The sequence below is a fragment of the Mesorhizobium sp. U510 genome, from assembly GCF_059180695.1.
This window is the reverse complement of sequence record NZ_CP180532.1, coordinates 3,375,604-3,396,478: the sequence shown is the minus strand read 5'-3', so window position 1 is coordinate 3,396,478 and position 20,875 is coordinate 3,375,604. Positions and strand designations below refer to the sequence as shown.

Here is a 20,875-nt window from a genome sequence, read left to right as displayed (position 1 = left end):
CTGCGTTAGCGTGACAGGTCAGGCGTGTCCGGCAGCCAGGCTGAGATGCGCCAGATCGATACCGATCGAGGCGAGGATGCGATCGTATTTGCGCTCGATGTCCGCGTCGAAGAGAAGTTCGGGACTGGCCGGACAGGTCAGCCAGCCATTCTCGGCGATCTCGGTTTCCAGTTGGCCGGCGCCCCATCCGGAATAGCCGAGCGCCATCAGCGCGTGACGCGGGCCGCGGCCCGACGATATAGCGCGCAATATATCGACCGTCGCGGTCAGGCAGATATCGTCGGAAACGGTCAGCGACGATTCCACGCGGTAGTCGCCCGAATGCAGGACGAAGCCTCGGCTGCGATCGACAGGCCCGCCATTGCGCACGACGAAATCGCGCGCCTGCGCCGGCAGGCGGATCGCTTCCTGCTCGTTCATGATGCCGAGCTGCACCAACAGATCCGGAAACAGCATCTGCTGTGTCTGGTTGATGATCAGGCCCATCGCGCCTTCATCGCTGTGGGCGCAGATGTAGATGACCGAGCGCGTGAAACGGTCGTCCTTCATGCCGGGCATGGCAATCAGGAACTGATCGTCGAGAAAGCCGCGTCCAGCAGCCGTCTTTTTGTGGCGCAACAAATCCATGACAGGGAGGGTACCGTGTTTCCCCGGCGCCGAAAAGATGCGCCGCGCCGGATTCGACCAAAGCCCATGGCGCCAGGCCGCCATGGCTTGCCACCAGGGGTCACGCAAATATGATGCCGGCAGGGCCATGAAATCATTGCACCGCCACGAACGGACGATCAAATCACCGCCATGCAAAGCTTGAAAATCCTGCTGCTCGGCGCCGCCATCGGATCGGCGAGCGTTCTCCCCGCCTCGGCCTCCTCGTCCGCCTGGTACAACAGCGAAGGCGGCAAGGTGCGGCTGGTGACATCAGGCAAAGCCGACGAGGCCGGCCGCATCCAGGGCGTTCTCGACATCGCGCTCAAGCCGGGTTGGAAGACCTATTGGCGTGATCCGGGCGACGCCGGTGTGCCGCCGCAGCTCGATGTTTCGGCCAGCACCAATATTGCCGATGCCACACTCTCGTTTCCGGCACCCCAACGCCACGACGACGGTTATGGCAAATGGGCAGGCTACAACTATCCGGTTTCGCTGCCGGTGGTGTTCAAATTGTCGGCAGCGAAGGATTCGGCCGTCATCGACGCCGACGTCTTCCTCGGCATTTGCGAAACGATCTGCATACCGGTGCAGACGCGGCTGACGGTCGACCCTGGTTCCGACCCCGACAATGCAGACGATGCAGCCCTGGTGAAGGCAAGTTTCGCGGCATTGCCGGCGCCCGCGAGATCGGATTTCGGCATCAATGTCCTGCCGGGCGATCACGAGACGCTGGTTGTCGAGGCGAATTTTCCCGGTGACCCCGACGCGGCGGATTTCTTCGTCGCCGGCGAGCGGGATTACATGTTCGGCGCCCCTTCCCGCAGCGAAAAGGACGGCAAGCTGATCTTCACCGTGCCGATCCTCGACCGCCCCTCGGCAACGCCAACGGATGGCGGACTTCACTACACGCTGACGAGCTCGGCGGGCGCCGTCGAAGGGCTGCTGCCTTTCCCTTGATCCAGCTTGCCCGAACGGTTGCAGGACGCCGCCGAGTTCGCTACGCAAGCATGCATCCTTCCTTCCCATTCCCCAAGCGAGGAACTCATGACCATTTCCGTCGGCGACAAGCTGCCCGAGGTAACCTTCAAGACGATGACCGACGACGGCGCCAAGACGATCACCTCAGCCGAGATTTTCCCGGGCAAGAAAGTGGTCCTGTTCGGTGTTCCCGGCGCCTTCACGCCGACCTGCAGCAACAACCACCTGCCCGGCTATCTCGAGAACCATGATGCAATCCTGGCTCGCGGCGTCGACACCATCGCCGTCGTTTCGGTCAACGACGTCCATGTCATGGGCGCCTGGGCGCGCTTCACCGGCGGTGAGGGCAAGATCCTGTTCCTCGCCGACGGCAGCGGCGATTTCGCCAAGGCGGTCGGCCTCGACAACGACCTTTCCGCCGCCGGCATGGGCCTGCGCTCGAAGCGGTTTTCGATGATCGTCGACGACGGTAAGGTCACCGCGATCAATGTCGAGACCAAGCCTGGTGTCGACGAGTCCGGCGCGGCTCATATTCTCGGGCAGCTCTAGGCGTCAACGGTCGCGTCGGGCGAAGCCGCAGGGCTGGCCTCGCCCGACGACCGCTTGCACCCCAGAACTTCCGGCTTTCGGGGGATCCCAACGATGTTCGACCTCTTCTGGCGCGCTGTCGTGATCGGCATCGGCGCCACGGTGCTGATGGATCTCTGGGCCATCCTGCTCCATAAGGCATTTGGCCAGCCACGGCCGAACTGGGGACCGGTCGGTCGCTGGGTCTGGCATCTCACCGACAAGGTCTTTCACGATGATATCGGCGACGCGGCACCCTACGCGCATGAAGTGGCGCTGGGCTGGGCGTTTCACTATTTCGTCGGCATCGTCTACGGCATCATCCTGGTCGTGCTGGCAGGGACCGGCTGGCTTGCCGCGCCGACCTTCCTGCCGGCCTTCATCCTCGGCATCGTCACCGTCGGCGCCGGCTGGTTCCTGTTGGCGCCCGGCATGGGTGCCGGATGGGCAGCCTCGAGGCGGCCCAATCCGATGCGGATCCGGGCGCTGAACCTGGTGGCGCACACGGTCTTCGCGCTCGGGCTTTGGGGCACGGCGCTGCTGATACGCTAGCTAGACAGCTAGAACAGACGGTTCAGATCCCGCCGCCCGTCCACCACACGGACAACCCACTCGACAGGGCCGTCGTCGGTGTGGGAATCGTTTCGTAGAGCAGTACAAACGGCGCCTCCACCAGCATTCGTGCGGAAGGCCTGATGTCCGGTCGCCTAACACCCATGCGCGGCTGGTCTGCCAGTTGCATGGCCCGCGCTTCCAACCGATCATAGTAGCGATCGGCCGCCCGTATGTTTTCGCTGCCTATCGTCACGTAGATGTCGATGAGGTCCGTCCTGGCTGCGGGTGACCAAACCAGCCTAACGGCCATTCGACGAGGCTTCCGTCAGCTTTCACCGGGCTTCCTTCCGCAACGCGTCGAAATCCACAGGCTCCGGTGGGCCGCTTGCCTTGCCTTCATCCCACCGTTGCCTCAGCCGGCGAATATTGTCATGCCGCAATTCGCGCTTGGCCTGCCAATCCCGCACCGCTTCACGCACAATCTCGCTAGCGGTGGCATACTCGCCGGCTTCCACGGCCTCTCGCATGGCAGCTGCCTGTTGCGGCGTCACAGCCACGCTCATTTTTTCCACGTTTGCCATGCTGAGTCCTTATGGCATTGCTCTATGGTAGGAAATTTTACTCCCATCCATGTCCTTGAGCCACCGCGACGGTGCCTGAAAGAGACTGTCCTAGCCCTATGCGTACTTGGTCAAGGCAGCCTGTCGATCGGCCGCCACCCATGGATGACGCGGCGGGCGCCGATATCGTAGGTAAAATAGTTGCCGCCGCCGGCCGGTTGGTCCGCCTCGCGGCTGATCTCCCGCCCGTTAAGCGACAGCAACAGGAGCGTTCCAACGCCTCCATGGCCCACAAAAGCAATGTCATCAGCGTCGTTGCCGTCGAGTACGACTGCGACCTCGCTCACGATACGGTGCTGAGCATCGATGGCCCGCTCCCACCCGCGAATGCTTTCGTGCGGGTTGGCGAAGAACTGGTCGGCGACTGCTTCGAACTCCGGCGGCGGCAGGAAGCCGGTCGCGGACCGGTCATTCTCATGCATCCGCTCCCTGACCTCGACCGCAAGGCGGAGATGACTTGCCAGGATTTCGGCCGTTTCTATTGCCTTGCGTTCGCCCGACGACACGATGCGCCGGATTGCACCGACCCATGGCTGATCGAGCATGGCAACAGCTCTCGCCCGCCCGACGCCGGACAGCCCCCATTCCGGCACGGGAATGGCGGCATCGATCTGAACCTGGGGATGCGTGACATAGTAGAGGATCGGCACGATCGAGGTTCCTGCCTGAAAGTGGACCGGCCGCCGGAACTCAATAGCTTTGGGTCGAACGACGCGCTTTCGTGGCCACCGGCTGCTTGGGCTGGGCATCCGGCTTCGGCGCTGATACCGCCGGCTTGAAAGAGCCCTTCTTGAACGGCGCCATGCCTTCCCGCGCGAGCTCGTCGGCGCGCTCGTTCTCGGTGTGGCCGGCATGGCCCTTCACCCAGTTCCAGGTGACCTTGTGGCGTCGGTTGGCTTCATCCAGCGCCTGCCACAGCTCGCCGTTCTTGACCGGCTTCTTGTCGGCGGTCTTCCAGCCGTTCTTCTTCCAGCCATGGATCCATTTGGAAATGCCGTCCATGACATATTTGCTGTCGGTGTGAAGCTCGACCGTGCAGGGCTCCTTCAGCGCATTCAGCGCCGATATGGCCGCCAGCAACTCCATGCGGTTGTTGGTCGTTTCTGCCTCGCCACCGGAAAGCTCCTTGGTGGTGCCGTTGAAGCGCAGGATGGCACCCCAGCCGCCAGGGCCGGGATTGCCCGAACAGGCGCCGTCGGTGAAGATTTCAACCTGTTTGCTCATGATACCCCATATCAGGCCAATCCATATTCCGAAGCAGATTTGATCGCCCGATGGAACCGCATCCGCCTGATATATTCGGTCGGGTCGCGTTTCATGACCAGGCCGCCATCGGGAACGGTCAGCCAGTCGTAGAGCCGGGTCAGCATGAAACGCAGCGCCGAACCGCGAGCCAGCATGGGTAGTGCCGCCTTTTCCTCTTCGCTCAGCGGGCGCACGCTCTGATAGCCGGCGAGCAGTGCCTTGCCCTTGGTGAGGTTGAAGGAGAAATCCTTCTCGAAACACCAGGCGTTGAGGCAGGTGGCGACGTCGTAGGCATAGAGGTCATCACAGGCGAAATAGAAATCGATCAGGCCGGACAGCTTTTCGCCCAGGAAGAAGACGTTGTCCGGAAACAGATCGGCATGGATGATGCCCGCCGGAAGGCCCTTAGGCCAGTTGCGCGCGAAATCGGCGAAGTCGGCGTCGACCTCCGCCGCCAGGCCTGGCTCGACCTCGTCCGCCCGGTCGCGGGCCGCGTTCCAAAGCTTGCGCCAACCGTCGATGGCGAGCGCATTCGGGCGGGTCATCGGAAAATCGGCACCGGCCAGGTGCAAGGCGGCCAGCGCTTTGCCGACCTCGGCGCAGTGCGTCGCCGTCGGGCGCCGCAGCGAAAGCCCTTCGAGAAAGGTGATGATGACGGCCGGCCGGCCGGCCAGCGTGCCGATGACGCTGCCGTCATGCGCGGTCACCGGCAGCGGGCAGGACACGCCCTTGTTGGCGAGATGGCCCATCAGCCCGAGGAAAAACGGCAAATCCGCCTTCTCGACCCGCTTTTCATAGAGCGTCAGTATGTAGGAGCCGCTGGAGGTGTGCAGCAGGAAGTTGGAGTTTTCCGTGCCTTCGGCGATGCCCTTGTAGGACAGGAGATCGCCAACCGGATAGTGCTTCAGGAAAACGCCGAGTTCGCCCTCCGCAACGTCGGTATAGACCGCCATCTGCCTTACGCGACCCCATTGACGAAGGCCATATCGGCCGGCGTCAGTTCGACATCGCGCAGTACCCGCATGACCGGAAAATCCTCTGTTTCGGTGGCCGTGATGGCGAGGTCGATGGTGACATCGAAGCGCTGGCGGAACGCGTCGATGATCTCGTCGACGATGATCTCCGGCGCCGATGCCCCAGCCGACAGGCCGAGCGTCGAAATGTTGCCGATGTCATTCCACGGAATCTCGGCTGCGCGCTGCACGAGAAGCGACATTGTGGCGCCGGCACGCTCGGCCACTTCGACAAGGCGCCGCGAATTGGAGGAATTGGGAGCGCCGACGATCAGGTAGAGATCTGCGCCAGGGGCGGTGTCCTTGACCGCTTCCTGGCGGTTGGTGGTTGCGTAGCAGATTGATTCCGCCGCCGGCGCATACAGATCAGGAAAGCGCTCCCGCAGCGCACGGATAATGCCGGCGGTGTCCTCGACTGATAGTGTGGTCTGGGTGACGAAGCCAAGCGCCTTCGGATCGGCGGGCACGAGCCTGGCGGCATCGGCCTCGGTCTCGACCAGCGTGACTGCGCCGTCCGGCAACTGGCCCATGGTGCCGATAACCTCGGGGTGCCCGGCGTGGCCGATCAACAGCACATGGCGGCCAAGCCGCTGATGGCGCATCGCCTGTTTGTGGACCTTGGAGACCAGCGGGCAGGTAGCGTCGAGATAGAACAGGTTGCGCGCCTGCGCGTCCGCCGGCACCGATTTCGGCACGCCGTGCGCCGAGAAGACGACCGGCGACTGCCGGTGTTCGGCCGGGATCTCGGAGAGTTCCTCGATGAAGACGGCGCCAAGGCTCTGCAGCCCTTCGACAACGTAACGGTTGTGCACGATCTCGTGGCGGACATAGACCGGCGCGCCGTATTTCTTCAGCGCCAGCACGACGATCTGGATCGCACGGTCGACGCCGGCGCAGAAACCGCGCGGCTGGCAGAGCCGGATCGTCAGCGGAGGCTTGTTGGTTGTCTGATGCATTAAATCCTGGCCGGTTCGTCAGCGCCGAAATGAGGTGCCTAGCCCTGCCCTGTCAAGGGCGTCGGTAGAAAGGGGGCGTCGCGCGCGGTCATTCTTCTTTCGCGGGACGGCGAAGCCGCAGGATGAGCACTGCGGCCAGTGCCGCGGCAAGCCCATACCAGGTCATCGCATACTGCAGATGGCTGTTCGGCAGGTCGATGATGGTGACGCCGCCGATCGGCAGACCGCCGGGATTCGGCGTCTTGTCGGCATCGATGAAGATCGGCACCAGCGTGAACCCGGCCGGCAGGCCGGCGCTCGCCGCCATGGCGTCGCGGTCCTTCCAGTAGAAGATGTTCTTTGCCACGTCATTGTCGGGAAGCATCATCGACGGCTTTGCCGGCAACGGATTGCGGGCAAGCCCGGTGATGGTCACCTTGCCTGGGATCTGCCCCTTGGCGCGCTTGGCCGGGTCTTTCAGATCATAGGGTATGAAACCACGATTGATCAGCACGAAGCGGCCATCATCGAGGGCAAGCGGCGTGTAGACGTTGAAGCCGGCATCACCTTCCCAGGTCGCGTAGAAATGCCGTTCGCCCGAATGCAGGAACGTGCCGGAGACCGTGACCGGCGTGTAGTCGACGTCGCCGGTGGAGGCGAATTCCTTCTCGACTTCGGCTAGCGGCAGCGGCGCAGAATGCGTGCGCTGGTCGATGGTCTGCAGGAGACCTTCCTTCCAGTGCAGGCGCTGGACCTGCCAGGTGCCGAGCGCCAGCAGGATCAAAAGCAGCACCAGGCCAAGGCCGAGCAGCAATGCCGATCGTGGCCGCGAACGGCCGGCACCTTTGATGGCTGCCTCGCTCATTCGCCGCGGTCCAGCCGGCCTTCGGCCGCCTTGTTGGCATATTGGAGAGTGAGCAGCACGCCCTTGATCAGCCGCAGCGCCGTCAGGCACAGCACCAGGGCCAGCGGGATCCAGACCAGCAGATGCAGCCACAGCGGCGGGCTCAGCGTCACCTCGACCCAGAGCGCCAGGCCGACGATGATGAAGCCGATGATCAGGATGACGAAGACCGCCGGTCCATCGCCCGCATCGGCGAAGGAATAATCGAGGCCGCAATTGACGCAGCGTTTGCCGACGGTGAGGAAGCCGGAAAACAGCCGCCCTTCGCCGCAGCGCGGGCAGCGGCCGTGCAGGCCGGCCGAAATCGGATCGATCGGAGGCCAGATCGCCTTGTCTTCACTCATCGCTACTGCTCGATCTCTATCGGTGTCCCATCGGCCACCATTGCCCAGATTTCGTCCATGTCGGAGTCCGTAACGGCAATGCAGCCATCAGTCCAGTCGACCAATTGAAGCAGCCAGCCCCACCAGCCGAAACCATTGGGCTGGCCGTGGATCATGATCATGCCACCGACGTCGACATTGCGCGCCTTTGCCGCCGCCAGATCGTCGGCACTGGGATAGGAGATGTGGATCGATCTGTGCGCGATGCTGTTGGGGTTGCGCCAATCGAGCATATAGCGCCCCTCGGGCGTGCGCTGGTCGCCCTCCTGGTGCTTATGGCCGACGGGATCCCCGCCAAGCGCAATGCCGTAGCGGCGCACGACCTTGCCGTCGCCGATCAGTTCCAGTAGCCGCTCCGCCTTGTGGACACGCACCAGATCGACCTGCTCAGCCGCAAAGGCCGGAAATGCCAGGAGGATGAACGCGCAAATCGCCCAGGGAATTGTCTGCCGCATGGGCAACCGATCGGCGATCATTGCGCCGAAAAGAAGAAGGCGGCCACGTCGCCGCGGCCGCCTTCTTGAAATCAAAATCCCAAAGGCCGGATCAGTGGCCTTCGATCACCGCACCAGCCGATCCCCAGACATAGATCGCCGAGAACAGGAACAGCCAGACCACATCGACGAAGTGCCAGTACCAGGCGGCCGCCTCGAAGCCGAAATGCTGCTTGGGGGTGAAATCACCCTTCATCGCGCGGATCAGGCAAACCAGCAGGAAGATGGTGCCGATGATGACATGGAATCCGTGGAAGCCGGTCGCCATGAAGAAGGTGGCGCCGTAGATGGAATCCTTGAAGCCAAACGGAGCGTGTATGTACTCGTAGGCCTGCACCATGGTGAACAGCATGCCGAGGCCGACGGTCAGCACCAGGCCGTTGATCAGGCCCTTGCGATCGCCATGGATAAGCGAATGGTGCGCCCAGGTGACCGTGGTGCCCGACAGCAGCAGGATGATGGTGTTATAGAGCGGCAGGTGGAAGGGATCGAGAACCTCCATGCCCTTCGGCGGCCAGACACCACCGGTAAATGTGTGGCGCGCATAGTTCTGCACCTCACCGGCAAAAAGGCTGGCGTCGAAATAGGCCCAGAACCAGGCGACGAAGAACATCACCTCAGACGCGATGAACATGATCATGCCGTAGCGCAGATGCAGCGACACGACACGCGTGTGATGGCCCTCATGCGCTTCCTTGATCGTGTCCGACCACCAGGCGAACATGGTGTAGAGGACGATCACCAGGCCGATGAAGAACAGCCACGGATTGGCGATGTTGTGGCCGAAGATCGGGAAGGAGCCGCCCTTCAAATATTCCATGAGGCAGACGCCGCCAAAGGCGGTGACGAGTGCGCCTACCGATCCCAGGAAAGGCCATGGGCTCGGATTGACCAGATGATAGTCATGCTGTGGTTTTGCGTGCGCGTCTGCCATATCAACCCCCGAGATTTGCTTCGGTATCTGAAACTGTCTTGCTGGTGCCTTGTACCGGCTCCGAAGAGGCGACCGGCTTGTTCTTCTCGGCCGGGAACATCGTGTAGGACAGCGTGATCGTCTTCACGTCCTTCAGTTCCGGCACATTCACGATATCGGGGTCCACGTAGAACAGGACCGGCATGTCCAGCGTCTCGCCAGGCTTCAGCGACGTATCGGTGAAGCAGAAACACTCGACCTTGTTGAAATACGGGCCCGCCAGTTCCGGCTGCACGTTGAAGGTGGCGCGGCCGGTGACGGGGCGATCGAACTTGTTGGTCGCCTGATAATGCGCCTGCACGGTCTCGCCTATCTTCATGGTCATTAAGCGCTGGACCGGCTGGAATTCCCACGGCACACCGGCAACATTGGCGTCGAAACGCACGGTGATCTCACGGTCGAGCACACGGCCGGCATACTGCTTCTCGACACGTTGCGTCGTGCCGCCATAGCCGGTCGCCTGGCAGAACATTTTGTAGAGAGGCACGGCGGCATAGGCCATGCCGATCATGCCTGTGAAGAAGGCAAGGCACACCGCCGCGACGATGCGGTTGCTGTTCTTGCCGGCAGTTTTTTTGGACGTCTCGACGCTCATCACATCGTGCCCAGATTGTGGCCGAACTTGATGATCGTGGCGATGTAGAAAATGACGACAAGCACCGCCAGCGCAACGCCGATCGCAATGGACCGGCTGCGCTGGGCCTTCCTCTGACGCTCGGTCAAGGTTACCGTCTCAAGCTTTTCCTCGACCATGATCATGCCCCACCCATGGCAAGCGCGCGTTCGACAACGCTGTCGGCCAGGTAGGCAGCGAAGATGGCGAAGAGATAAAGCAACGAATAGGCGAACAGCGCCTTGGCCGGCTTCATGGCGCGGTCGTCGTCGGCCATACCGAGCACTTTCCACGCATACCAGACAAAGCCAACCCCAAGCAGCATGGCGGCCACGCCATAGAAAGGCGTCGTGTAGCCGAGCAGCCACGGCGCCACGCCGACCGGGGCCAGCACCAGTGCATAAGCGAAAATCTGACGGCGGGTCGACGCGTGGCCGGCGACATTGGGCATCATCGGGATGCCGGCACGCTCATAGTCCCCCGACTTGAACAGCGCGAGCGCCCAGAAATGCGGCGGCGTCCACAGGAAGATGATCAGGAACAGGACGATGCTTTCGAGGCTGACCGATCCGGTCACCGCGGCCCAGCCGATCACCGGCGGAATGGCGCCGGCCGCGCCGCCGATGACGATGTTCTGCGGCGTCCAGCGCTTCAGCCACATCGTGTAGACGACGGCATAGAAGAAGATGGTGAAGGCCAGCAGCGTCGCCGACAGCCAGTTGACCAGCACGCCGAGCGTCATCACCGACAGCACCGACAGCACCAGGCCGAAGCTGAGCGCCTCGTGCGGCTGGATGCGGCCGGACGGCACCGGACGGCTTGCGGTCCTGGTCATCACCGCGTCGATGTCGGCGTCGTACCACATGTTGAGCGCGCCCGAGGCGCCGGCGCCAATGGCGATGGACAGGATGGCGATCACAGCCAGCAGCGGGTTGATGGTCACCGGGGCGGCGACAAACCCGACAAACGCCGTGAACACTACCAGCGACATGACGCGCGGCTTCAGCAGGGCGAAGAAATCGCCCGCCGTCGCTTCCGACATGCGGAAGCCCGCTTCGTCAATGCTGGTTTCGTCGACTAGGGCCATGCGTACTCAGTCCATCATTCCGTTGGCCAAAACCGCCGGCGGGCCGGCGGTTTTGTATTCGGGCGGGAGCCGCCTTACTTGATCTTCGGCAGCTGCTCCCACTGGTGGAACGGCGGCGGCGAAGGCAGCTGCCATTCGAGCGTGGTGGCACCCTCGCCCCATGGGTTGGCGCCGGCGATCCGCTTCTTCTGGAAGGCTTCGAACACGCCGTAGAGGAAGATCACCACGCCGACGGCCGAGATATAAGAGCCGATCGACGACACGTAGTTCCAGCCGGCAAACGCGTCCGGATAGTCGATGGTGCGGCGCGGCATGCCGGCCAGGCCAAGGAAGTGCTGCGGGAAGAAGATCAGGTTGACGCCGACGAAGGTGACCCAGAAGTGGGTGTTGGCGATCACGGGCGAATACATGTAGCCGGTCATCTTGGGGAACCAGTAGTACCAGCCGGCGAAGATGGCGAACACCGCGCCCAGCGACAGCACGTAGTGGAAGTGGGCGATGACGAAATAGGTGTCGTGCAGCGAGCGGTCGAGGCCGGCATTGGCCAGCTGGACGCCGGTGACGCCGCCGATGGTGAACAGAAAGATGAAGCCCAACGCCCACAGCATCGGCGTCTTGAACGAGATCGACCCGCCCCACATCGTCGCGATCCAAGAGAAGATCTTCACGCCCGTCGGCACCGCGATGACCATGGTGGCAAAAACGAAGTAGCGCTGCGTGTCGAGCGACAGGCCGGTCGTATACATGTGGTGCGCCCAGACGATGAAGCCGACGGCGCCGATCGCGACCATGGCGTATGCCATGCCGAGATAACCGAACACCGGCTTCTTCGAGAAGGTCGAGACGATATGGCTGATGATGCCGAAGCCCGGCAGGATCAGGATGTACACTTCCGGATGGCCGAAGAACCAGAACAGGTGCTGGAACAGCAGCGGATCGCCGCCGCCATCGGGGGCAAAGAAGGTGGTGCCGAAATTGCGGTCGGTGAGCAGCATGGTGATGCCACCGGCCAGGACCGGCAGGGACAGCAGCAGCAGGAAGGCAGTGACCAGCACCGACCAGGCGAACAGCGGCATCTTGTGCAGCGTCATGCCCGGAGCGCGCATGTTGAAGATGGTGGTGATGAAGTTGATGGCGCCGAGGATCGACGAGGCACCGGCGATGTGGATCGACAGGATCGCCAGATCCATGGCCGGGCCCGGCTGACCCGAGGTCGACAGCGGCGGATAGAGCGTCCAGCCGCCGCCGACGCCGTAGGCGCCCGGCGCGCTCGGCACGAACATCGAGGTGAGCAGCAGGATGAAGGCCGGCGGCAGCAGCCAGAAGGAGATGTTGTTCATGCGCGGGAACGCCATGTCGGGCGCACCGATCATGATCGGCACCATCCAGTTGGCGAAGCCGCCGATCAGCGCCGGCATGACCATGAAGAAGATCATGATCAGCGCATGCGCGGTGGCGAAGGCATTGTACATGCTCTTGCCGCCGTCGACCGCTGCGTCACCGTTCATGCCGTAGACCATCTGCGCCAGACCGCTGAAGATCTGGATGCCAGGCTCCTGCAGCTCCATGCGGATGGCGACCGACAGCGCGCCGCCGATGATGCCAGCCATGATCGCGAAGATCAGGTAGAGCGTGCCGATGTCCTTGTGGTTGGTCGAATAGACCCAGCGCACCCAGCCATGATAAGGCTTGTGGTCGTGGCTGTCGTGAGCTGCAGCGTCTGCCATGTTCCGCTCCGTTCCCTAAATCTTGCTAACCCGCGGCATCAATTGCCGGCGGCCGCTACCTTGTTCTGGCCATCGACCTCGGCCATCAGCGTCTTGTTGGCGCCGGGCAGATCGGTCTTGGCCGCAGCCAGCCAGGTCTTGAACTGCGCGTCGGAGACGACACGAATGGCGATCGGCATGAAGGCGTGGTCCTTGCCGCAAAGCTGCGAGCACTGACCGTAATAGAGGCCTTCCTTCTCCGCCTTGAACCAGGTCTCGTTGGTGCGCCCCGGAATGGCGTCGATCTTGATGCCGAAGGACGGCATGGCGAAGGAGTGGATCACGTCGGTCGCGGTGACGAGCACGCGCGTCATCGTGTTGACCGGCACCACCAGCTCATTGTCGACGGCGAGCAGGCGCGGATAGACCTTGCGATCCTCCTTGCCGGCCTTGGCGCGGTCGCCATCCTGGAGGATGGCCGAATTGAAGGAGAGCGTGTTGTCGGTCTGGTATTCATAGTCCCAGTTCCACTGGTTGCCGGTCGCCTTGACGGTCAGCTTGGCTTCTTCCGGCGGAGTGTACTGCGCGGTCAGGAGCTGGAACGAGGGGATGGCGAGACAGAGCAGGATCACGACCGGGCCGACGGTCCAGATCACCTCGATCAGCGTGTTGTGGCTGGTCTTGGAGGGAACCGGGTTTGCGCTCGCGCGGAACCTGACGATGCAGTAGGCGAGGAGAAGCAGCACCAGAATGGTGATCGGGACGATGAACCACATCGTGTAGTTCCCGAACCATTCGATCTGCCGCATCATGTCGGTCGCCGGCGCCTGGAAGGTCGTCTCCCACGCCACGGGCTGGTCTGCATGGGCGGACGTGACCGCGAAAAGCGCGGTGGCAGCCCCAGCACTGGCTAGAAACTTGGCGTCTGCTAGGAAATTTCTCATCGCCCTCTTCGTCTCCCAGTTCCTCGCGGCGGTGCCAACGAGAATAACGAACAATGCCGGGACGGGAATCCCGACAGTCTCAAACTGGTTCAAACCATACTCTTTTTCCCTCCGCAAGAAAGGAGCGGAGGAAACTGTGCGGCATTTTTGCGCGCAAGGTGAGACGGCTCTTCCGGGGCAGCGGCGATGGCGGCGAATTGCGTATGTCCGGCAGGCTGCTCGCCTCATGTTGGCGAGGTGCGCGATGCGTCGTAATTCAGGCGAATTTGACAGAGAAAAGCGCTGTATTGCCTGTTTCGGGACAGTTCGGCAGCGGTCTCGTCCTTTACTTGGCATTGGCGCGGCTTAAAGTGCCGTGATTCGCAATGGAGCCGTCATGAACTCTTGGCTTTCGAGACTGGGGCATACGAGACCGGAGCTTTCGAGCACCTTGGTCAAGGCCATGTTTCTTGCCGCTTTGTCCGCAGCCGGTCTGTTCGTGGCCGGTCAGGCCAATGCCGCCCAGCCGAGCGGCACGGTGCGCTCGACGCATGGCGCCTGGTCGATCATCTGCGACACGCCGGCGGGCGCCACCTCCGAACAATGCGTGATGATGCAGAATGTCGTCGCCGAGGACCGTCCGGAGATGGGGCTGTCGGTGGTCGTGCTGCGCACCGCCGACAACAAGGCCGAGATCCTGCGGGTGCTGGCGCCGCTCGGCGTGCTTTTGCCGAACGGGCTCGGCCTCAATGTCGACGGAAAGGACATTGGCCGCGCCTATTTCGTGCGCTGCTTCCAGGACGGCTGCTATGCCGAGGTCATCCTCGAAAAGCCGTTGCTCGACACGCTGAAGACCGGCACGTCGGCGACGTTCATCGTCTTCCAGACGCCGGAAGAAGGCATCGGCATCCCTGTCGACCTCAAGGGTTTTGCCGACGGCTTCGCCGCCCTTCCCTGATCCCGAGCTTGGCGCAGAACCAGGTTCTGACGCAGCTCTCCTGAATGCCGCATCGGCTGGCCGTCGTCATTCGCCGACGCCGATCGTCATTGCCGATTGTGCGAGCGCGGCTTCGCGCCTACATCGGGGGAAAGCAATCTTCCCACGGACGGACGCGCCATGAACAGCCTGATCGGCCAATTCGATATTTCCGACGATCGCATCAAGCAGATCGTCGCCGACACCATCAACGGCGCCGACGACGGCGAACTGTTTCTCGAATACAGCGAGAGCGAGGCGCTGATGTTCGACAATGGCCGGCTGAAGACCGCCAATTTCAACACCGACCAGGGCTTTGGCCTGCGTGCCGTCGCGGGTGAAGCCAGCGGCTACGCCCATTCGAGCGACCTCTCCGAGGCCTCGCTGCTGCGCGCGGCCGCTGCCGTCTCGACGGTCAAGGGCGGCTATTCCGGTACGCTTGCCGCCGCGCCCGCCCGCACCAACCGCCATCTCTACGGCGACGAGAACCCGATCCCCTCGCCCTCCTTCGAGGCCAAGGCAAAGCTGCTGCAGGAAATCGACGCCTGGCTGCGCGCCGAGGATCCACGCGTGCGTCAGGTGACGGCCTCGCTCGCCGCGTCCTGGCAGCATGTCGAGATCGTGCGCGCCGACGGCCAGATGGTGCGCGATATCAGGCCGCTGGTCCGCATCAACGTCTCGGTCGTCGTCGGCGACGGCGACCGCCAGGAAAGCGGCTCCTACGGCATGGGCGGACGCAAGGCATTCGGCGACTTCCTGATCGAGGACAGCTGGAAGCATGCCGCCAAGGAAGCGCTGAGGCAGGCGCTGGTCAATCTCGAGGCCATCCCAGCTCCGGCCGGCACATTCGACATCGTGCTGTCCAGCGGCTGGCCGGGCGTCATGCTGCACGAGGCCGTCGGGCACGGGCTGGAAGGCGATTTCAACCGCAAGAAGACCTCGGCCTTCGCCGGCCTGCTGGGCCAGCAGGTCGCCGCCAAGGGCGTCACCGTCGTCGACGACGGCACCATCCCGGAGCGGCGCGGCTCGCTCACCGTCGACGATGAAGGCACGCCCTCGGCCCGCAACGTGCTGATCCAGGACGGCAAACTGGTCGGCTACATGCAGGACCGGCAGAACGCACGACTGATGGGCATGAAAGCCACCGGCAACGGAAGGCGCGAAGGCTACGCGCACCAACCGATGCCGCGCATGACCAACACCTACATGACGTCAGGCGACATGGAACCGGACGAGATCATCGCCTCGGTCAAGAACGGCATCTACGCCGTCTCCTTCGGCGGCGGCCAGGTCGACATCACCTCAGGCAAATTCGTGTTCGGCTGCACCGAGGCCTACATGATCGAGAACGGCAAGGTGACGCAGCCGATCAAGGGCGCCATGCTGATCGGCAACGGGCCCGACGCCATGCACCGCGTCTCGATGGTCGGCAACGACATGAAGCTCGACAATGGCATCGGCATGTGCGGCAAGGCCGGACAGGGCGTGCCGGTCGGCGTCGGCCAGCCGCATCTCAGGATGAACCAGATGACGGTGGGCGGCACCAGGGTTTGAGGCTCGGGCCGTTCCGGTAACATCGCCCGCCAAAGTGATGTTTCCGAGTTGGGGCGGCCTGACAATGTCCAGATCCAAGATCGTCATCCTGACGGGCGCCGGCATTTCGGCGGAATTGGGCGTCGCGACCTTTCGCGATCCCGATGGCGTCTGGGCCAAATTCAACCTTGAGGACGTTGCGACGCCCGAAGGCTTTGCTCGCGACTCCGCCAAGGTGCAGGATTTCTACAACATGCGGCGGCGGCAGATGGACAGTGTCGGGCCGAACGCCGCCGAGGAGGCGCGCGCCGCCGGCGCCGTGACGATCGAACTCAACCTAAAGTGCGCCGGCTGGGCCTCCCGCTTCGACGAACAGTTGGAAGGACCGGCGACACAAGTGGTGCCGGCTTTCGTGGGGCGGATTCTTTCGGGCGTCGGCTGACAGGCCGTGTCGCCTCGGAAATCGGGGCGATCAATATCCGCGTATATCGAGAGAGGAACTATGATGGTCAACGGAAAAAAGCTCAAAGCCGTCAGTTCATCCGATGATCAAGTCACACAAGCTGCTCCGGTCCTTCCTTTAACGCGGCCTGAGGACGTGTTCGCGTCCCTGCCCCGGAGGGCCAAACCGAAGACGCTGGGAGAAATGGATGCGGGGGTGCTCGCCGAAGCACCCCGACGCCGCGTTAGCGATTGATGCCAATCAGATCGTCCGCGATCATCACCTTGAAGTGAACACAATTCGCATTAGGAAATTAGTAACTGTTAAACTGCCTGGGCTGCCTTTTTGCGCACGACGCAGCACCAGTTCCTCGTTGCGATGGTGGTTTCGGCAATGCGGCATTCTTCGGTCCTGACTTCGTCAATCCTGCTTGGCTTGGTTTCGTTGATCGGCGCGACAGCGCTGCAAGCCGCTCCGGCATCAGCACAGTCGACGTGGTTCAAAGTACGATCGACGCAATCTTCTGCCGTCACGGTCGGTGGTCCTACCAGCGTCCCCTACGGCTGGGTCGATTTCTGCCATCGCCGGCCAAAAGAGTGCAAGGTGCCCGCTCTGCCGGCCACGAACGTCAAGCTGACCGCGCAGAACCTGCGCACTCTGAAGCGGATAAATCAAAAGGCGAACAGTTCCATCAAGCCCGTCAGCAATTTCGACCACTGGGGCACGATGGCGGACCACTGGGATTACCCGGTTGACGGTAAGGGTGACTGCAAGATCTACGCACTCTACAAGCGCAAGCTTCTTCAGGAGGCCGGGTTCCCCCGGCAGGCGCTGCTGATGACCGTGGTGCACGACCTCGACAATGAAGGCCACACCATCCTGACGGTGAAAACCGACAAGGGCGATCTGGTCCTGGACAATCTGGTCGACGAAATCAGGCCGTGGAACGCGACCGGCTACTACTTCGTGAAACGCCAGTCGCAGCAGAACCCGAATATCTGGGTGTCGATCAACCAGCGGGGCGGCACGCCGCAGACCCTCACGAACGTTGCCAAGCTCGTAGATTGAGCAACCTTTATGGCCGTAGCAGTCCAGGCGCCACCGACGTCCGATGAGTTTCAGCGCTCGGGATGAAGGAATTGCCGCCAGCCTAGGCTGGCGGCAATAGCCGAAATCAGCTGTTGATCAGGTGGCCTTGCCACCGTTCTTCTTGCAATCGGCCCGGAACTTCTCGCGCGCCTTGCCGTGGAGCTTCTTGGCGTCCGCGAGTGCGGAACATTGCTTGGAAATCGCGGTCTTCTCCGGCGTCATGGCAGAGGCCGCCGACTTCTTCGCCGGGGCGGCCGTGGAGGCGGCCGGGGCAGTCGTGGTCGCTGCTGTCGTCGCTGCCGCGGCGACTCCCGTCGCAACGAACCCGGCCAGGGCGATGGACGTCAGAACGCTTGCAATCCTCATTGTGCTCACTCCGTTAAGGCCCCCCGGCGCAGACTGGGTACCAGCGGGCCGAGGCACTGCGCAATCTTGGCCGTGGCCAACCACGCAGTTGTGATCTGATCGCGGGTAGCCGTCACGGCCAGCCATGTTTTTGTCGCCGGCCGACACAGCCGGTTACCTCACACAACGCGACCAGCGACGCGTTTCAAGCCTTTGTCTCATGCATGTCCCGACCCAGGCCGAACCACCTCTGGCCGACATGCGCTATTTCTTGCAAGCGGGCTCATTGGGGTGCCCGCAAGATGGCTTCTTGACGGCCGGCGGCTGCGGCTGCGGCGGCCTTGGCTGTGCCTGCCGCTGCACCTGCTGCTGCATTTGCTGCTTCGGCTGGGCGTGGAACTCCGGCCTCTGCGGCCTGGGCTGACCCTGCACCTTCAGCTGCGGGTTGCCGTTGTTGACCTTGAATTTCTGCTGGACATTGCCACCGCCATTTCCGTTGGCAGGCAAACTGTGGAATTTGGGACCGTTGCCATTGCCCTGTGCCCCATTGCCTTGCCCATTGGCCTGACCGTTCGTCTGGCCGCCGCCCTGATTGTGAAGCTTCTTGAACTTGCCGTTGGGCGGGTTCTGGCCTGAATTCTGGCCAATAAGCGCTGGTGGGTTGTTCACCCCATTCGCCGCGGACGTGCCGTTGGCGCCCGGGATCTTGCGCAACTTGGCATCCTTGCCGGTCTTGCCGGTACCATTCTGGCCTTGCCCATTGCCCTGGCCATTGGCCCCGTTTTGCCCATTAACCACCGGGTTGCCGGTCACGGCGTTTCCACCTGCCGTGGCCTGATTGTTCAGGAGCTTCCTGGACTTGTTCTTCGGCAGGTTCTGTCCATTGAGCACCGGCTTGCCATTGACGAGCGGCAGCGTGTTGCCGTCGGCGCCGGGCAAGGCATGACCCGTCCGCTTGTCGGCAGGCAATGTCTTCGACAGCGGCGTGACACCGCCCGGCTGCTGGCCACCCTGCCCCGGCTTCAGCGGGAGGCCGCCCGGGTTCTGCTTCGGCAGATTCGGGTTGTTGGGCAGGTTCTGCCCATTCAGCACCGGCTTGCCATTGACGAGCGGCAGCGTGTTGCCGTCGGCGCCGGGCAAGGCATGACCCGTCAGCTTGTTGGCAGGCAATGTCTTCGACAGCGGCGTGACACCGCCCGGCTGCTGGCCACCCTGCCCCGGCTTCAACGGGAGGCCGCCGGGATTCTGCTTGGACAGCACGGTTTCCTTTTTCTGCAGGAAGGCCGGCAACGCGACCTTCGTTGCCAGCGCCGCCGCACCCAGGCCCACGGCGCCAGCAGTCAGTTTCTGGCCGGTGGTGAGGCCACCGCCCTGGTTGTTGTTCTCGTTGATCGTCGTGTTGTTGATGATCGTTGTGTTGTGGATGTTGTTGAAGATGACGTCGTTCGGCGGCGGGGAGATATCACGCGGCGGGTTCACCCAAGCAGGCACCGGCACGAAAACAGGCGTCGGCAGAAGGAAGATTCCGACTGGCGGCGGCGGCGGTGCCAGTTCAATGAAGTCGCGCGGCCGCGGCGGCAGGAAGATGACCGCCACGGGTGGCGGTGGCGCGAAATCGAATTCCGGGTCGTCGAAATAGAGCACGGGCCGGTCGACATAGACGATCTCATCGGGCGGTGGCGGCGGCACGTCGTAGGCGTAGACGGTAAAACCCTGCGGCGGTTCAAGCGCGGCGTCGAAATGCTCGAGCCTGCGCCTTGCGTCCCAGGCGTGCGGACCGTGCGGATAGCGATCGAGATAGGACCAGTAGGCTTCGGGCGTGTCCCTCAGCCAGGTCTGGCGCCAGGTGATCGCCTCGCGCCGCGCCGCCAGGATCGCGCGCACGCGCCTGGCCATCGGATCGTGGGGATAGGCGACCAGAAAATCCTCGTAGCCACGCATCGTGTCGCGATCGAGAGCCGCGATATAGGCATCATGCGCATCGAAGTCGCGGATTTCCTTGGTCCGCATGGCGCCGACCTCGGCTGACGACACCTGCTGCGGCGGGGCATCCGGCCCGCGGTCGAAGAAGACGAAAGGCTCCGTGATCTTGGAGGCGTTCCAGGGCAACTCCGCACCCTGCGTCACCTCGTTGACGCGCAGGCGCGTGCGGTCGAAAACATCACCAAGCTGCAGGCCGCCATCCCTGATCATCTCGGCAAGCGCCTGCGCATAGGCGCCGTAAGGTCCTTTGCCTTCCGGCGCGACCGTGCCCGGGGCGGCGTTGAAGGCGATCAGCATGTTCGGGTCGGGATCGACCAGTGCAAGGCCGCCAGCCAGCGGCTGGTTCGATTTGGCGAAGGAGTTTGGCCGCGCCGCATCGAGCACGACGATGTTGACCTTGGTCGGCAGCGCTGCAAGCGGCTTGGTGAGGTCGGAGATCCGCACCGCGGCCATCGGCACGTCAGCGGCGTTGGCGATCTGGGCATCGACGGGCGCGAAATAGTTCTCGCCCTCGAACTGCAGGCCCTGGCCGGCCAGATAGACAAACACCACGGCGTCGGGACCGGCTGCCGTCACCTTGGCGAGGAAATCGCGATAGGCGCCGCGCAGCGATTCCTGGTCGACGTCGCGCGCGCCGACCACGTCGAACCCCGCCGCTTGCAATGTCTGGGCAATCAGGCCGGCATCGTTGGCCGGCGTCGCCAGCGCGCCCGCCGGATAGGCGGCGTTGCCGATGACGAAGGCAAGGCGCTTCTGGCTTTGCGCCAGCGCCAGGGCTGTCGACCCGAACGCGAAAATGGAGAGGGCGAGGAAGAAAGCGAGAAGTTTCGAGACCGTCCGCATTACGATCATCCGTCAGTGAG

24 protein-coding genes and 1 pseudogene are annotated in these 20,875 nt (G+C 62.9%); 7 read left to right on the top strand and 18 right to left on the bottom strand.

What is annotated here, in order from left to right; translation table 11 throughout:
• Nucleotides 1-18: 18 nt before the first annotated feature.
• Nucleotides 19-627 carry a YqgE/AlgH family protein gene (locus ACLGL5_RS17905; protein ID WP_027046619.1) on the bottom strand — a complete coding sequence of 203 codons (609 nt, stop codon included), beginning with the start codon at nt 625-627 and terminating at the stop codon, nt 19-21.
• A 171-nt stretch (nt 628-798) separates the two neighbouring features.
• Between ACLGL5_RS17905 and ACLGL5_RS17900 the strand changes: the two genes are divergently transcribed.
• The 3 genes from ACLGL5_RS17900 to ACLGL5_RS17890 all read left to right on the top strand — a co-directional run bounded on the left by ACLGL5_RS17900 (nt 799) and on the right by ACLGL5_RS17890 (nt 2,745).
• Nucleotides 799-1,605: a protein-disulfide reductase DsbD domain-containing protein gene (locus tag ACLGL5_RS17900; protein ID WP_019857003.1), complete on the top strand. Its 807-nt coding sequence runs from the start codon at nt 799-801 to the stop codon at nt 1,603-1,605.
• A gap of 87 nt (nt 1,606-1,692) precedes the next feature.
• Nucleotides 1,693-2,175 carry a peroxiredoxin gene (locus ACLGL5_RS17895; protein WP_038645430.1) on the top strand — a complete coding sequence of 161 codons (483 nt, stop codon included), beginning with the start codon at nt 1,693-1,695 and terminating at the stop codon, nt 2,173-2,175.
• Nucleotides 2,176-2,268: 93 nt separating this feature from the next.
• The gene (locus ACLGL5_RS17890; RefSeq protein WP_069091685.1) at nt 2,269-2,745 is read left to right on the top strand and encodes a DUF2938 domain-containing protein; all 477 of its coding nucleotides are present in this window, start codon (nt 2,269-2,271) and stop codon (nt 2,743-2,745) included.
• An 8-nt stretch (nt 2,746-2,753) separates the two neighbouring features.
• On the opposite strand, the pseudogene ACLGL5_RS17885 reads toward ACLGL5_RS17890, so the two are convergent.
• The 15 genes and pseudogenes from ACLGL5_RS17885 to coxB all read right to left on the bottom strand — a co-directional run bounded on the left by ACLGL5_RS17885 (nt 2,754) and on the right by coxB (nt 13,665).
• Nucleotides 2,754-3,058: pseudogene (locus tag ACLGL5_RS17885) on the bottom strand (type II toxin-antitoxin system RelE/ParE family toxin).
• Nucleotides 3,059-3,080: 22 nt separating this feature from the next.
• Complete coding sequence (locus tag ACLGL5_RS17880; RefSeq protein ID WP_069091684.1) at nt 3,081-3,329, bottom strand: ribbon-helix-helix domain-containing protein; 249 nt, start codon at nt 3,327-3,329, stop codon at nt 3,081-3,083.
• Between the two features lie 110 nt (nt 3,330-3,439).
• Nucleotides 3,440-4,018, bottom strand: coding sequence for a histidine phosphatase family protein (locus ACLGL5_RS17875; RefSeq protein WP_064983019.1), 579 nt, complete (start codon nt 4,016-4,018; stop codon nt 3,440-3,442).
• A gap of 40 nt (nt 4,019-4,058) precedes the next feature.
• Nucleotides 4,059-4,592: a ribonuclease HI gene (gene rnhA, locus ACLGL5_RS17870; RefSeq protein ID WP_038645426.1), complete on the bottom strand. Its 534-nt coding sequence runs from the start codon at nt 4,590-4,592 to the stop codon at nt 4,059-4,061.
• A gap of 11 nt (nt 4,593-4,603) precedes the next feature.
• Nucleotides 4,604-5,566, bottom strand: a complete 963-nt coding sequence (locus ACLGL5_RS17865) for a homoserine kinase (protein WP_069091683.1) — start codon at nt 5,564-5,566, stop codon at nt 4,604-4,606.
• Between the two features lie 5 nt (nt 5,567-5,571).
• Nucleotides 5,572-6,582 (bottom strand): 4-hydroxy-3-methylbut-2-enyl diphosphate reductase, encoded by a 1,011-nt coding sequence (ispH, locus tag ACLGL5_RS17860; protein ID WP_069091682.1) that lies wholly within the window; start codon nt 6,580-6,582, stop codon nt 5,572-5,574.
• A gap of 88 nt (nt 6,583-6,670) precedes the next feature.
• On the bottom strand, nt 6,671-7,426 hold the full coding sequence (locus ACLGL5_RS17855; protein ID WP_064983022.1) for an SURF1 family protein: 756 nt from the start codon (nt 7,424-7,426) through the stop codon (nt 6,671-6,673).
• Entirely contained in the window at nt 7,423-7,809 is a 387-nt protein-coding gene (locus ACLGL5_RS17850; RefSeq protein ID WP_019856995.1) for a DUF983 domain-containing protein, read from the bottom strand. Before ACLGL5_RS17850 ends, ACLGL5_RS17855 begins: the two co-directional genes overlap by 4 nt.
• A gap of 2 nt (nt 7,810-7,811) precedes the next feature.
• Nucleotides 7,812-8,303 (bottom strand): L,D-transpeptidase family protein, encoded by a 492-nt coding sequence (locus ACLGL5_RS17845; protein WP_027046618.1) that lies wholly within the window; start codon nt 8,301-8,303, stop codon nt 7,812-7,814.
• 91 nt (nt 8,304-8,394) lie between these two features.
• On the bottom strand, nt 8,395-9,276 hold the full coding sequence (locus tag ACLGL5_RS17840; RefSeq protein ID WP_019856993.1) for a cytochrome c oxidase subunit 3: 882 nt from the start codon (nt 9,274-9,276) through the stop codon (nt 8,395-8,397).
• A gap of 1 nt (nt 9,277) precedes the next feature.
• Nucleotides 9,278-9,910, bottom strand: coding sequence for a cytochrome c oxidase assembly protein (locus tag ACLGL5_RS17835; RefSeq protein ID WP_069091681.1), 633 nt, complete (start codon nt 9,908-9,910; stop codon nt 9,278-9,280).
• Nucleotides 9,910-10,074: a cytochrome c oxidase system small membrane protein gene (locus tag ACLGL5_RS17830; protein ID WP_010914891.1), complete on the bottom strand. Its 165-nt coding sequence runs from the start codon at nt 10,072-10,074 to the stop codon at nt 9,910-9,912. The genes ACLGL5_RS17835 and ACLGL5_RS17830 overlap by 1 nt, the downstream gene beginning before the upstream one ends.
• Nucleotides 10,071-11,015, bottom strand: coding sequence for a heme o synthase (locus tag ACLGL5_RS17825; protein ID WP_069091680.1), 945 nt, complete (start codon nt 11,013-11,015; stop codon nt 10,071-10,073). Before ACLGL5_RS17825 ends, ACLGL5_RS17830 begins: the two co-directional genes overlap by 4 nt.
• 74 nt (nt 11,016-11,089) lie before the next feature.
• Nucleotides 11,090-12,742 carry a cytochrome c oxidase subunit I gene (gene ctaD / locus ACLGL5_RS17820; protein ID WP_019856990.1) on the bottom strand — a complete coding sequence of 551 codons (1,653 nt, stop codon included), beginning with the start codon at nt 12,740-12,742 and terminating at the stop codon, nt 11,090-11,092.
• 38 nt (nt 12,743-12,780) lie between these two features.
• Nucleotides 12,781-13,665: a cytochrome c oxidase subunit II gene (gene coxB, locus ACLGL5_RS17815; protein ID WP_027046617.1), complete on the bottom strand. Its 885-nt coding sequence runs from the start codon at nt 13,663-13,665 to the stop codon at nt 12,781-12,783.
• A gap of 376 nt (nt 13,666-14,041) precedes the next feature.
• Between coxB and ACLGL5_RS17810 the strand changes: the two genes are divergently transcribed.
• The 4 genes from ACLGL5_RS17810 to ACLGL5_RS17795 all read left to right on the top strand — a co-directional run bounded on the left by ACLGL5_RS17810 (nt 14,042) and on the right by ACLGL5_RS17795 (nt 17,663).
• Entirely contained in the window at nt 14,042-14,602 is a 561-nt protein-coding gene (locus tag ACLGL5_RS17810; RefSeq protein ID WP_027046616.1) for an invasion associated locus B family protein, read from the top strand.
• Between the two features lie 159 nt (nt 14,603-14,761).
• Nucleotides 14,762-16,174, top strand: coding sequence for a metalloprotease TldD (gene tldD, locus ACLGL5_RS17805; protein ID WP_019856987.1), 1,413 nt, complete (start codon nt 14,762-14,764; stop codon nt 16,172-16,174).
• 64 nt (nt 16,175-16,238) lie between these two features.
• Nucleotides 16,239-16,595 (top strand): Sir2 family NAD-dependent protein deacetylase, encoded by a 357-nt coding sequence (locus tag ACLGL5_RS17800; RefSeq protein WP_494372943.1) that lies wholly within the window; start codon nt 16,239-16,241, stop codon nt 16,593-16,595.
• 393 nt (nt 16,596-16,988) lie between these two features.
• A complete protein-coding gene (locus tag ACLGL5_RS17795; RefSeq protein ID WP_171903324.1) occupies nt 16,989-17,663 on the top strand; it encodes a transglutaminase-like cysteine peptidase in 675 nt (224 codons plus the stop codon).
• A gap of 117 nt (nt 17,664-17,780) precedes the next feature.
• Here ACLGL5_RS17795 and ACLGL5_RS17790 read toward each other — a convergent pair whose 3' ends face one another.
• Nucleotides 17,781-18,050, bottom strand: a complete 270-nt coding sequence (locus ACLGL5_RS17790) for a hypothetical protein (protein WP_069091678.1) — start codon at nt 18,048-18,050, stop codon at nt 17,781-17,783.
• 243 nt (nt 18,051-18,293) lie between these two features.
• The gene (locus ACLGL5_RS17785; protein ID WP_494372942.1) at nt 18,294-20,864 is read right to left on the bottom strand and encodes a caspase family protein; all 2,571 of its coding nucleotides are present in this window, start codon (nt 20,862-20,864) and stop codon (nt 18,294-18,296) included.
• Nucleotides 20,865-20,875 lie beyond the last annotated feature (11 nt).